The 13704-nt window shown below is 36.1% G+C and carries 8 protein-coding genes; 4 read left to right on the top strand and 4 right to left on the bottom strand.

Annotation, left to right across the window (positions count from 1 at the left end):
* Positions 1 to 14: 14 nt before the first annotated feature.
* Together fdhF and RHO14_01680 are read left to right on the top strand one after the other, a co-directional pair.
* Positions 15 to 2201, top strand: coding sequence for a formate dehydrogenase subunit alpha (gene fdhF / locus RHO14_01675; protein ID WVD71519.1), 2187 nt, complete (start codon positions 15 to 17; stop codon positions 2199 to 2201).
* 107 nt (positions 2202 to 2308) lie between these two features.
* Positions 2309 to 2932, top strand: a complete 624-nt coding sequence (locus tag RHO14_01680) for an ATP-binding cassette domain-containing protein (GenBank protein ID WVD71520.1) — start codon at positions 2309 to 2311, stop codon at positions 2930 to 2932.
* Between the two features lie 6 nt (positions 2933 to 2938).
* Here RHO14_01680 and RHO14_01685 read toward each other — a convergent pair whose 3' ends face one another.
* Entirely contained in the window at positions 2939 to 3709 is a 771-nt protein-coding gene (locus RHO14_01685; protein WVD71521.1) for an ATP-binding cassette domain-containing protein, read from the bottom strand.
* A 595-nt stretch (positions 3710 to 4304) separates the two neighbouring features.
* Between RHO14_01685 and RHO14_01690 the strand changes: the two genes are divergently transcribed.
* Both RHO14_01690 and RHO14_01695 read left to right on the top strand, forming a co-directional pair.
* Complete coding sequence (locus RHO14_01690) at positions 4305 to 5711, top strand: glutamate decarboxylase (GenBank protein WVD71522.1); 1407 nt, start codon at positions 4305 to 4307, stop codon at positions 5709 to 5711.
* A gap of 70 nt (positions 5712 to 5781) precedes the next feature.
* Complete coding sequence (locus RHO14_01695) at positions 5782 to 7215, top strand: amino acid permease (GenBank protein ID WVD71523.1); 1434 nt, start codon at positions 5782 to 5784, stop codon at positions 7213 to 7215.
* Between the two features lie 189 nt (positions 7216 to 7404).
* On the opposite strand, the gene msbA (RHO14_01700) is transcribed toward RHO14_01695, so the two are convergent.
* The 3 genes from msbA (RHO14_01700) to RHO14_01710 all read right to left on the bottom strand — a co-directional run bounded on the left by msbA (RHO14_01700) (position 7405) and on the right by RHO14_01710 (position 13606).
* Entirely contained in the window at positions 7405 to 9165 is a 1761-nt protein-coding gene (msbA, locus tag RHO14_01700) for a lipid A ABC transporter ATP-binding protein/permease MsbA (protein WVD71524.1), read from the bottom strand.
* Positions 9155 to 10984 (bottom strand): lipid A export permease/ATP-binding protein MsbA, encoded by a 1830-nt coding sequence (msbA, locus tag RHO14_01705; protein ID WVD71525.1) that lies wholly within the window; start codon positions 10982 to 10984, stop codon positions 9155 to 9157. The genes msbA (RHO14_01700) and msbA (RHO14_01705) overlap by 11 nt, the downstream gene beginning before the upstream one ends.
* 513 nt (positions 10985 to 11497) lie before the next feature.
* Positions 11498 to 13606, bottom strand: a complete 2109-nt coding sequence (locus RHO14_01710; protein ID WVD71526.1) for a sigma 54-interacting transcriptional regulator — start codon at positions 13604 to 13606, stop codon at positions 11498 to 11500.
* Between the last annotated feature and the right edge of the window lie 98 nt (positions 13607 to 13704).

Here is a 13704-nt window from a genome sequence, read left to right on the forward strand (position 1 = left end):
TAAGAGGTAATCGAATGAAAAATGTTATTGAAGTTTGTCCGTATTGTGGCTCTGGTTGCAAAATTAATTTGAGCATTAACAATGGTAAAGTGATCGGAGCTAGCGGTGCTAATGGATTAACAAATGAAGGTGAATTATGTTTGAAAGGATTATACGGTTGGGATTTTATTCATGACACTAAAATTTTAACGCCTAGACTTAAAAATCCAATGATCCGCCGTGAGAAAAAAGGTGAGCTTGAAGCCGTTTCTTGGCAAGAGGCGATTGCATTTATCACAGAAAAATTTAAAGCAATAAAAGAGCAATATGGCGCAGATGCGATTATGTGCTCAGGCTCTTCTCGTAGCACGGGCAATGAAACCAATTATGTAATGCAAAAATTTGCTAGAGCTGCGATTGGTACTAATAATGTCGATTGCTGTGCAAGAGTATGTCATGGCCCATCTGTCGCAGGTCTACAGCTTTCAGTCGGCGGCGGCGCTATGAGTAATTCAATTGTTGAAATTGATGATACTAAGTGTATTTTTATTTTTGGTTGGAATCCCGCAACATCACATCCTATTATTGCTCGACGTATACTTAGAGCCAAAGAAAATGGTGCAAAAATCATTGTTTGTGATCCGCGTAAGATTGAAACTGCAAGGATCGCTGATATTTATGTACCATTAAAAAATGGTAGTAATATTGCATTTTTAAATTCTGTTGCTTACGTTTTACTGGAAGAAAATCTTATAAATCGGTCATTCATTGATAAATATACTGATGGTTTTGAGCAATTTAAACAAATCATTATGCAATACCCACCTGAATCAACGCAGGCAATAACAGGAATTGATCCTTTCGTTGTTCGTGAAGTTGCAAGAATGTATGCAACCTCTCCCACTTCTGGAATTTTTTGGGGAATGGGGGTTTGCCAGTTTTATCAGGGGGTTGAGACCGTGCGAGCATTGGCTAGCTTAGCGTTATTAACCGGCCAAATTGGCCGGCCAAATACAGGATTAGGGCCTGTTAGAGGCCAAAATAATGTGCAAGGTGCCTGTGATATGGGGGCATTACCTAATCAGTTTCCTGGTTATCAAAATGTTACCGATCCAGAAGCAAGAGCTAAGTTTGAGAAAGCATGGGGGGTTGAAAAACTTCCTGATACGATTGGAACGTATCTTACCGAAATTGCGATGAAAGCGGAGCAAGGCTTACTTAAAGCATTTTATTGCATGGGGGAAGATCCTTTGCAAACCGAACCTGATTTATCGGCGGTAAGACATGGCTTTAGTAAGCTTGATCTACTAATTGTGCAAGATGTATTTATGACGAAAACCGCCGCAGTAGCTGATGTTATATTGCCTGCAACAACGTGGGGGGAGCATGAAGGCGTCTATTCTGCAGCCGATAGAGGTTTCCAGCGTTTTTATAAAGCAGTTGAGCCGGTTGGTGATGTCAAAGTTGATTGGGAAATTATTAGCTTGCTTTCAAGTGCTTTAGGTTATCCGATGCATTATAATAATACTCAAGAAATCTGGGATGAACTGCGTGAGCTGTGCCCTCAATATTATGGTGCAACCTATGAAAAAATGGATGCTAATGGCGGCTTAGGTTATGTGCAGTGGCCGTGCCCTACGCTTGACTCACCGGGCTCTCGTTATTTATATAGTGACGGGCAAGGCGGCGTTAAATTTGACACGCCAAATGGTAAAGGGCAGTTATTTACCTGTGATTGGGCACATCCAGTAGAAAGAACTAATGATGAATATCCACTTATTTTAACAACAGTGCGCGAAGTAGGGCACTATTCTTGCCGCTCGATGACGGGTAATTGCCGAGCTTTAGCAATCTTAGCTGATGAGCCTGGCTATGTACAAATAAATATTCAAGATGCTAAAGCACTTAATATTAAGGATGATGAGTTGGTTTGGATTGAATCTTGCCGTGGAAAAGTGATATCGCGTGCAAGTGTCAGTGATAGAACCAATAAAGGGGCCGTTTACATGACTTATCAATGGTGGATAGGGGCTTGTAATGAACTTATTGGCGAGCATTTAAGCCCTATTAGCCGAACGCCCGAGTATAAATATGTACCGGTTAAATTGACGTCAATTAATGATCAACAGTGGGCTGAAGGTTATGTGCTAGAAGAATATCATCAATTAAAACACCGTCTTCGTTCTCAAACTGAAAACGCAACATTTCCATCCTATAAATAAGTATTTATATCAGCAACACCAAAAACCAAGAAAACCTACTTTTCTTGGTTTTTTTATTTATAATAATTTACGTTGCAGGTGGATAAGTTAAAATTAAGGTATAAATGATGAGTAGCTTAATAAAATCGACAATTAAAGTAGATAATTTAACGATAAAGCAAGGTGATAAGACGCTATGGAGAGATCTCTCTTTTTGCTTACAAAGCGGCGATAGGTTAGGGATCTCAGCGCCAAGCGGCTTTGGTAAAAGTACACTAGGGCGAGTTATTGCACACTGGCAAAAAGTCTCATCGGGTAGCATTTTGCTTGATGGTAATGTTATCTCAACTAAAGGTTATTGCCCTATTCAGTTAGTTAATCAACACCCTGAACGAAGTTTTAATCCTTATCGCACTTTGCAGGCGAGCTTATATGATGCATGGAACCCTGCGCCTTGTTGGTTTGATAAATTATCGATTAAATCAACATGGTTGGCGCGCAGACCAAGCGAACTATCTGGTGGTGAGCTTGCTAGAATTGCTTTATTGCGAGCGTTAGATCCGCGTACTCAATTTTTGATTGTCGATGAAGCCACTGCGCAACTTGATGCTTATATTCAAGCAAAAATTTGGCAAATTTTAATTGATGAATCAGTCAAACGCCCTTTAGGAATGCTAATTTTTAGTCATAATAAAACATTATTACAAAAAGTCTGTACCAATATTCTCTATTTTGATGATGCTCGTGACTGAATTATATTAGCCTATAAATTTATGTTCAGGCAATGCATCCCATAAACATAGTGACCACTCACTTGCTTGCCGCCTCTTTAGTTGACTTGGCGTTACGATTTCTTCAAGTCTACCACCATGTAAAACGGCTATCCGATCTGCAAATTTAGCTGCCATGGCAAGATCATGCGTAACCCATAAGATCCCTCGGCCTTGTTCACATAATTTTTTTAGGTACGTTAGCAATTGCATTGCATGCTTGTCATCAAGCCAAGACGTTATTTCATCAGCCAATATGTACTGAGCATGGGTTAATGTTGCGTTACATGCTAATACTCTTTTTGCCATTCCACCCGATAACTGCCTTGGATAAAAATTGACAATATTTTTTTGTAATTCAAATTGCTGTAAAAGATGTAAAACTTCATGAGAGTGCTTTTGTACCCCACTTAGTTTAGTCGTTCGTTTTAATTGTGGACCGATGCGGATAAGAGGGTTAAGTGCACTAACACCTTGAGGAACATAACAAATCGTATTACCGCGTAGTTGGCTTTTTTTTGCTTCAGTTATTACCTGACCATTGATTGAAATATGGCCACTAGAGCGCATATTGTTAGGTAATAAACCGAGGGTATTTTGCAAAAATATACTCTTACCTTCACCACTACCACCAATTAGTGCGACAACTTCCCCTGGATTAATTCCAATAGTTATATCCTTCAATAAAGGTTGCCAAGTTTTAACGCCTAACCACTTAAATTGAGCAATATCGATAGCGATATTTTCAAATGTTAACATTATCTAATCCTTACCTTTGATTAAACATCTATGATTAAACGTAATGTTGCCAATTTGAGTATTGCTATTATTTATCAAAACTCAGTTTAGAATAGGCAAAATTTTCTTATTCAATCAATGTTAGAGCTAAGATCTCAATGATTAATAATATCTGTAATTAGGATATTATATAACCATTACCGATTAAAATGCAGTTTTATCATATGCACCAATAAAGCTGATGATGCCGCTGTCTGTAAACTTAATAAACGACAAGCGATTGTCGGCTAAGCTATTATTGAATTGCTTAAAACATGATGGCTATATAAAACATATCGAAAAGGACCGTCAAATCCCTCTCAAATTTCCATAAAAACTGACTAATTCATTGTATTATTTTAGATAATTTGTTGATTAAATAATATTAATTAGTTAATCTGTTATGGTAACCCATATAAATAACTCTAATCATTCAATTCATTGGTTATCTTTTAGTGCTCAATTTTACGGCCCGGTGTTGCTTTTTTTCGAGCCGGGAATATTATAAAAAAAGAATTACACGTTTTTAATTTGATTTGATCCAGTTAATAAAGTTAATTATTTTATAGGAGCTTTTATGAGTAACGTCAAAAATCATAGTTCGGATTCAGAAAATGCAATTGATGATGTTTATGGTTCATCAGAATTAGTCTCATCATTACCAAAAAATAAATTTCCAGCCAAAGAAAAAAATCCACAACATATTTTTAATGCCGTACGTGATGAGCTAATGCTTGATGGTAATTCAAGACAAAATCTTGCGACTTTCTGTCAAACTTGGGTTGAAGATGAAGTTCGTGAATTAATGGATTTATCTATCGATAAAAATATGATCGATAAAGATGAATATCCACAAACGGCTGAAATCGAAGCGCGCTGCGTTAGAATGCTTGCCGATCTTTGGAACTCCCCAACACCTGATACAACAATGGGATGTTCGACCATTGGTTCATCGGAAGCGGCAATGCTTGGTGGGCTTGCTTTAAAATGGCAATGGCGTAAAAAACGAATTGCCGAAGGAAAATCTGCGGATAAACCCAATTTGATTTGCGGACCAGTACAGATTTGTTGGCATAAGTTTGCGCGTTATTTTGATGTGGAGTTACGAGAAATTCCACTAGAAGGCGAGCGCCTAATTATGAATGCTGAAGAAGTGTTAAAACGTGTAGATGAAAATACCATTGGCGTTGTACCAACATTAGGGGTGACATTTACTTGTCAATATGAACCCGTTAAAGCAGTTAGTGATGCATTAGATAAATTACAAAAAGATACTGGTTTAGACATTCCAATTCATGTCGATGGCGCGAGTGGTGGTTTTTTAGCGCCGTTTTGTGCGCCAGACATTGCGTGGGATTTTCGTTTACCGCGAGTCAAATCAATTAATAGCTCCGGACATAAATTTGGTTTAGCGCCATTAGGTGCAGGCTGGGTTGTATGGCGTGAAGCAAAAGATTTGCCTGAGGAGTTAGTGTTTAAAGTTAACTATTTAGGCGGCGATATGCCAACATTTGCCCTTAACTTTTCTCGCCCTGGTGGACAAATTATTGCCCAATATTATAACTTCTTACGATTAGGTAAAGAAGGTTACGCAAAAATTCATAATGCTTGTTATAGCACTGCTCAATATCTTTCTGCCGAAATTGCCAAATTAGGGCCATTTGAGATTCTATTTGATGGCGATTCTCAAAAAGGGATCCCCGCTTTAGCATGGAAATTAAAAAATGGCTCAACTATTGGTGGATATACTCTTTATGATTTAGCCGATCGTTTACGTATCCGCGGGTGGCAAGTTCCAGCCTACTCAATGCCAGCAAATAGAGAAGATCTCGTTGTTCAACGAATATTAGTTCGTCATGGTGTTAGTCGCGATTTAGCTAATTTGCTGTTAGATGATATGAAACGTGCACTGGATTATTTTGCTAAGCACCCAGTGACAAATCCTCTTTCAGAAAAAGAAGCGAGTGGGTTTAATCATGGTTAATGTCTAATTTATTTAGCATAACTATCGATTTTAATCAGCGTATTAATGATTTTATTTACGAGATGAAATAATGAGCAATACAAATACTGTAAAAAAATTAAGCTTGTTTGGCTTCTTTGCCATCACAGCTTCAATGGTATTAACCGTATATGAATATCCAGCTTTTGCTGTATCGAAGATGAATTTAGTTTTTTATCTTTTGGTTGCTGGATTTTTGTGGTTTATTCCTGTTTCACTTGTTTCAGCTGAAATGGCAACGGTTAAAGGGTGGCAAAAAGGCGGGATTTTTACATGGGTTGAAAAAACTCTCGGCCCTAAATGGGGATTTGCCGCTGTGTTTTATCAATGGTTCCAAATAACGGTTTGCTTTATCACAATGATTTACTTTATTATCGGCGCATTTTCGATGGCCTTTGGTTGGAGTGAGCTAAATAGTGATCCATGGCTTAAACTTGCGGCAGTCCTTGTTATCTTTTGGGTCGTGACTATATCACAATTTTGGGGAACGAAATGGACTGAAATTATTGCAAAATTCGGTTTTATTTTCGGAGTATTTGGTTCAGGTATTTTATTATTCGTACTTGCTATCATTTATATATTGCAAGGTGGCGATATTCAAGTATCTTTCGGCGCTGATGCTTGGATCCCTGATTTTTCAAAATTTAACACCTTAGTTATTTTTGTGTCATTCATTTTAGCTTACTGTGGGGTTGAATCATCAGCAAGTCATGCAAATGAAATGAAAAATCCAGCAAGGGATTACCCATTAGCGATGTTATTGTTAGTTATTGTTGCCATTGGGATTGATATTTTAGGTGGTTTTACGATTGCCGCGACAATTCCACAAAGTGAGCTTGGATTAAATACCGGTGTTATTCAGGCATTTGAATATTTAATTAGCTATTTTGGTGGCGCAGCTTGGATTGTTAGTGCGATTGCAATTATTATTTGTATCGGTGTTATTGCGGAAATTGCATGTTGGGTTGTTGGGCCATCAGCAGCACTGTTAAATGCCGCGGAAAAAGGGTTATTGCCTAAATCATTAGCAAAAACAAACAAAGCTGCCGTTCCGGTTAATCTTGTTATTATTCAAGGTGTTGTTGTTTCGATTTGGGCTTGTGTGCTAACATTAGGCGGCGGTGGCGGCAATTTATCATTCTTTATTGCTATTGCCTTAACTGTTTGTATTTATCTTGTTGCATATACCTTGATGTTTATTGGTTATTTGAAGTTAACATATAAACAAACAGAGAAAGAGAGAGCATTTAGGATCCCTGGCGGTAAGTTTGGTAAAACAATTATTGCCTTAGTTGGGCTCGTAATTACTATTTTTGCATTCTTTATCTCATTCTTCCCACCAGCTAATATTGGTGGAAATATATCAGATTTATCTTATTTTGCGATATTAGTGATTTGCTGGGCTGCGATGGTTGCGGTGCCGTTTTTAATCTACCATTTTTATGGTAAAAAGCATTACCAACCAGACGTTGCAAGCGATAATTAATTATTATCGTAACAGATAAATGGGTCTAAACTTCATTTAGTTAATGTTAACTTGGTGATAATACCACCAAGTTAACAATTTTGATTTACCCTTAAAACCAATACTTTTAAATAAAATGCCATATATCACAATGAAACATTTTATTCTAACTGAGCATCTAACTAATCTTTACTAGCATTATCCTTATCCTTAACCAATTGGCATCCCTGAATAGTATAACTTAGCATAGGCACCATTTTTATTTAATAATTGTTGATGGTTACCTTGTTCAAGGATATGACCATCATCAATGACAAGGATTTCATCTGCTTTTTCAATCGTTGATAGCCGGTGAGCAATCACAATTGACGTCCTATTTTTTTGTAACTCTTCTAATGCTTGTTGAATGGCTCTTTCTGATTCGGTATCAAGAGCTGAAGTTGCTTCATCTAAGATTAAAATAGGATTATCTCTTAATAGTGCGCGAGCTATTGCAATGCGTTGCCGTTGTCCACCAGATAGTAGCACGCCATTTTCACCTACCCAAGTATCAAAACCATTTTCCATTTTCATGATGAAATCATAAGCATAAGCATGTCGAGCTGACTGCTCGATTTGTTCTCGCGTAAATTTATTGCTACAACCATAAGTAATATTATTGGCGATAGTATCATTAAATAAATGGACATTTTGTGATACGAAGCCAATTTGTTCTCTTAAACTATATAAGGTGTAATCTTTAATATTTTTGTTATCAAGTAAGATTTCACCTTGCTCAATATCATAAAAACGCATCATAAGACTTGCAATGGTAGATTTTCCTGAGCCCGAACGCCCAACTAAAGCAATGGTTTTACCTGCTTCAATTGAAAAATTAATATTTTTTAACGCGGGTTGTTGGCGAGTTGGATAGGTAAATGTAACATTTTTAAAGCCTATATTACCTTTTACTCTATCAATATTTAAATGGCCGTCGTCTTTTTCAATCGGTAAATCAAATATCGCAAATAATGTTTGGCAGGCCGCCATTCCTTTTTGAAATTGCGCGTTAACATTGGTCAGGTTTTTAATTGGTTGCATCAGCGCAATCATTGACGAAAAAACAACGGTGAATGCACCTGGCGAAATATCAATACTTGGATTTGCAGCCATAAAAAGCATAAAGGCAATAGCAAATGAAATAACAACTTGAATTAACGGTGTTGATAGCGCTGTAACGGCGACCATTCGCATCCCGCTACGTCTAAAATGGTTACTTGCTTTTATGAAATTTTTATCTTCAACTTCTTGAGAGCCAAAAAGAATAATATTTTTATGCCCTTTAAGCATTTGTTCAACTGAGGCGCTAACACCTCCCATTGAATTTTGCATATTTTTTGCTAATTTCCGAAAACGAGTGGAAATTAAGGCGATCAATACAATAACAATCGGTGCTACGACAATCAAAGCGAGTGATAACTGCCAGCTATTTAAAAACATGGTAGTTATTAAGCCAATAATAAATGCAGTTTCACGAACGATGGTAATTAGTGAGCTTGATGTTGCAGAGGCGACCTGCTGAGTATCATAAGTGATACGTGATAGTAATTTACCCGTTGAGCTTTGGTCAAAAAAGCTCGTTGGTGATTCAACCAAATGGTTAAATAATTGCTGGCGGATTTTGGTGACAACTTTACCTGATATATAAGTTAAGCAATAAGATGCGATATAATTGGTTACACCACGTAACAAAACTAGCCCAACTATATAAAAAGGGACAACTAATAAAAAATCGCGATCACCAGCAGCAAATCCTTTATTGAGTAATGGATTAAGCAGTGATATTAGTGATGTATCAGATGTTGCGGCTAATATTAAACAAATAATTGTTACAAATAAAATTAATTTAAACGAGACTAAATAAGGTAACAACCGTTTAAATGTTTTAATTGTTGAGACATCCTTGTCTAATACTTCATGATCAACTTTCATTATCAGTCCTATTACTATTTAAATTATTGTCAGCTAATAATTCTTCCTCAGCCAACAATGAATTTGATACACCATTAAATTGCGTATCATGCATTCTTGCATATATACCATTTTTAACTAATAGCTGTGCATGATTACCTTGTTCAATAATTCTTCCATTATCGATAACCAAAATACGATCCGCATTTTGAATAGTTGATAAGCGGTGAGCAATAACAAGGGTCGTTCGATTTTTACATAATTCATTAAATGAAGATTGCACAGCAATTTCTGACTCAGTATCTAGCGCTGAGGTTGCCTCATCTAAAATGATGATAGGATTATCGCGCAGTAATACACGCGCAATCGCAAGCCTTTGCCGCTGACCGCCTGATAATAGCGTGCCATTATCGCCAACGATAGTATCAAGTCCATACTCCATTTGCTCAATAAAATCCATTGCATTGGCTCTTTTAGCCGCATCGATAATTTGTTCTCGAGTATAATGCTCTGTTCGCCCATAAGCGATATTGTTTGCAATCGTGTCATGGAAAAGGTGTACTTGCTGTGATACTAATCCTATTTGTGAACGTAATGACGCTAGGGTATAGTCGCTAATATTGATGTCATCAATCATAATATTACCCGTTTCAATATCATAAAAACGAGTTAACAAGCTGGTAATGGTTGTTTTTCCTGAGCCGGAACGACCAACTAAAGCAATTGTTTCACCAGCTTTAATCTCAATATTGATATCATTAAGTGCTGGGCTATTTTGCGTTGGATAAGTATACGTAACATGTTTAAATTCAATATTGCCTTTTACTCTATCAACTTCTATCGTGCCGGTATCTTTTTCTAGTGGGGAGTCAAGCACAGCAAATAATGATTCGCAACCAATAAACCCTTGTTGTAGCTGCACATGAACTGACGTGAGTTCACGCATTGGCCGCATAATTGCAACCATTGCAGAGAAGACTAATGTAAAAGATCCAGGGCTAATATCAATATAACTACTTGCGACAATATACAATACTATACCTAAGCCAATGGCTGCAATTAACTGCGTAACTGGCGATGATAAACTCGATATTGCCATTATTTTTAACATGCCGCTGCGAACAACTTCGCTGGTTTCTTTAAAATTATCTTTTTCTTGCTGCTTTGCATTATAAATTAAGACTTCTTTATGACCTTTAAGCATTTGATCGGTAACGGTTGTAATTGTGCCAATCGATCGCTGCAAGGTTTTCATAATATCTTTAAATTTTTTGGCAATAAAATGTGCAGTTAACATAACCAGAGGAATAATCACTAAAACAATAAGCGCTAACTGCCAGCTGCCATAAAACATGACGATTAATAAGCCTATTGCGTACATTGTTTCACGAACAATAATTATGAGTGCATCAGATGAGGCTTGTGATACCATTTCAGCATTAAACGTGATTATTGAAACGGAGTCGCCCACCGAATTTTTATCGTGGTAGCTGACAGGGCTACGCATAAAATGAGAAAAAACCTGTTGGCGAAAGCTCATCACAACTTTACCCGATACCCATGATAAACAATAGGTTGATGCATAGTTGGTTAATCCTCGCAAGGTAATTAAGATAACAATGCCAATTGCAATCCAGATAATAAGTGAATAATCTTTATCCATTAACCCATTATCAAGTAACGGTTTAATTAGTGCTAATAACCCAGATTCTGCGCCAGCATTTAATACTAACCCTATGATTGCAAAAATTAATGCATGACGATAAGGCTTAATATAAGGCCATAAGCGCTTGAATATAGCCCATGAATAGGATTTTTTTAGTTTTTTCGTAAATAACATTTGCTCTTAATTATCCATATATAATTTATGACTATTTTATTTTCTGTGTGTGCTATCTGTAAATATCAATTTTTAAATACATTCGTTTTGTCAAAAGTTATAACCACTCGAATTATTTAATACTTTTAACATAAACTGGCCTTTTTTACCATAGAATCAAATGCGATTAATCATTTAGGCGTATCTTAAACATCGCCTATTTTGTAAATAGGTGCCTAATATCAAGGATATTTTAAATCTATATGTTTGATTGAAAGGGCTAGTTAACAGGGCGAAAGTTAACAAAATGTTATCGATTGATGTTTATCACTGCTAAAAATGTATTCATTAAGCGAAGTACACTCTAGGCTTTCTCTGTATGATTTGATGTTATTAACACGCAATTTTGCACATTTTTAGTTAGTAAGTCTTTGCCTTAACACCTTTTGCATGATTATCACTTCACCATCAAATAATGTTACAGTGTAAATGGCAACCTTATTTTTTATTGTCGCGATAGTTATTTAGTAAGGCTTATTCTTCAAGGCTAATATCTTTTGCTGAAATGCCTAAACGCTGCATACGCGATAATAGTGTTGTGCGTTTTATACCTAAACGATTAGCTGCGCCACGTGGGCCGGCTACCACACCGTTAGTTTCTTTTAGAATTTTGATAATTTGTTCTTTAAGTTGCTGATCATGAGATTGATTAATCGGCTGCAATGATTTTATTACAAGATCGCTTTTGTTCGGTACCGAATTTGAGGGGGTATATTTATCATCTAAACTTAAAAAAGAACGATTAATATGTAATGTCGGCCCTTTATTAATGATTACGGCGCGCTCAATAACATTGGCTAATTCACGAACATTACCAGGCCAGTGATATTCACTAAGCAATTTTAATGATTGTGATGAAATACTATCAATATTACGCTTCATCTGCTGAGAAAATCTTTCAATAAAAAACTGTACGAGTAGGGCTATATCACCATCACGTTCTCTTAATGGCGGGATTATAATTGGGAATACATTTAAACGATAAAATAGATCAGCTCTAAATCGTTTATCGATAATCATTTGGGTTAAATCACAATTGGTGGCGGAAATAACACGTACATCAACAGCAATCGATTTATTGCTACCAAGGCGTTCAATTTCCCTTTCTTGCAATACTCGTAATAATTTGGGTTGTAATTCTAGCGGAATATCACCAATTTCATCAAGTAGCAAAGTACTACCTTGAGCAAGCTCGAAGCGACCAATTCGTTGCGTCGTTGCGCCGGTAAAAGCCCCTTTTTCATGACCAAAAAGCTCGCTTTCAAGCAAATTAGCAGGCACTGCTGAGCAGTTTATTTTGATCATTCTTTTATCGCTGCGCAGGCTATGTTGATGAATTGCCCTAGCAAATAATTCTTTACCCGTGCCTGTTTCACCAAGTAGCAGTACCGAACTATTACTTTTAGCAACCATTTCAACTTGTTCGAAAACTCGCCTAATAGCTAGGCTTTCACCAATAATCTCTTCAAATGTATCAATCGATTTAATCTCTTCGGTTAGATACAAGTTTTCATTCGCTAGAGAGTTATTTAAAGCATGTATATTTTTATAGATTTGAATATTATTGATAGCAACAAGAATTCGATCCGCAATGTGTTGAAATAATTTATTATTTTCAGCCGTAAATAATTGATTATTTTTATGCGCTAATAGAAATGACCCTTTTTTACGGCCATTAAGTAGTAATGGAATGCAAAATAGATCGGTCAAACAGTGATCTTGTAAGTTTTTAATATAATCAATATCTGAATTATCGATACATATAGCATCAATATTGAACAATTTAGGCTCATTTAGTGCATCTAATTGACTAATTAAGGTATTTTGTTTGATAGGCGTACAAGTCGTTTTGATTGGCGTTCTTATCGTATTATAGGTTGAATAAAATGGTGTCACATTTGGTTTATGATTTGACGGCAGTATAAAACCAACATAGTCGATATCAAAAAATTCAATAATCGCTTTGGATAATAACTGCATTATGGTGTCTAAATGATGCGTTGAGACAATAATATTAGTAATATCGACCAAAATATGATCTTCAAGATGAGCTTTATTTAGAACAATATTTTCTTCACTTAGATGTTGTATAATTGAAAATCCCTTAAATATATTTTCAATTAAATGGGCTATTTGGCTAAAAACGATGATATCGGCTGCATTAAAGTCTTGATTTGATACATTGATAAATTCGATAGCTGAGCGGAGATGGTCATCACAATACAACGGAATATGATAAGTACAATAATCATTGCGATAGAATGATTCGGGTATTTTATTATTAGCTTTCGGTGATGCTTTGTTGTAATAGTTGACTTGGTTGCTAATCAAACTTACCTTGGTATCAAGGCATCGTTTTTCATGTTGTAAGTATGTTTGACCTGATCGGAGATTAACCATCGCCAAGATAGTGATATTGAGATTAAACAATTCAACGATAATATTGATCTGATCGATACTGCTAAATTTATTAGACAATGCCGCAACATTATCAAGACAGTTTTTAATTGTTTGATTAACAGTATTTAAATTGAATGGTTGTTTTGAACACTCTTGCATTGCCAAAATGGTCTCTTTTTTCATCAATTTTATTTCTATTGTTATATCGGTAATATATCATATTAGTTAATGGCATTAAAAATTATTGTCATCACATTTGTGATATAACTCAGGTTAAAAAA

Source organism: Orbaceae bacterium lpD04, assembly GCA_036251935.1.
In the GTDB taxonomy this organism is placed as follows: Bacteria; Pseudomonadota; Gammaproteobacteria; order Enterobacterales; family Orbaceae; genus Orbus; species Orbus wheelerorum.

What these genes read in the sequence shown, in the direction of transcription:
- fdhF (WVD71519.1), top strand. Translation starts at nt 15, where the DNA reads ATGAAAAATGTTATTGAAGTTTGTCCGTATTGTGGCTCTGGTTGCAAA.
- RHO14_01680 (WVD71520.1), top strand. Translation starts at nt 2,309, where the DNA reads ATGAGTAGCTTAATAAAATCGACAATTAAAGTAGATAATTTAACGATA.
- RHO14_01685 (WVD71521.1), bottom strand. Translation starts at nt 3,709, where the DNA reads ATGTTAACATTTGAAAATATCGCTATCGATATTGCTCAATTTAAGTGG.
- RHO14_01690 (WVD71522.1), top strand. Translation starts at nt 4,305, where the DNA reads ATGAGTAACGTCAAAAATCATAGTTCGGATTCAGAAAATGCAATTGAT.
- RHO14_01695 (WVD71523.1), top strand. Translation starts at nt 5,782, where the DNA reads ATGAGCAATACAAATACTGTAAAAAAATTAAGCTTGTTTGGCTTCTTT.
- msbA (WVD71524.1), bottom strand. Translation starts at nt 9,165, where the DNA reads ATGAAAGTTGATCATGAAGTATTAGACAAGGATGTCTCAACAATTAAA.
- msbA (WVD71525.1), bottom strand. Translation starts at nt 10,984, where the DNA reads ATGTTATTTACGAAAAAACTAAAAAAATCCTATTCATGGGCTATATTC.
- RHO14_01710 (WVD71526.1), bottom strand. Translation starts at nt 13,606, where the DNA reads ATGAAAAAAGAGACCATTTTGGCAATGCAAGAGTGTTCAAAACAACCA.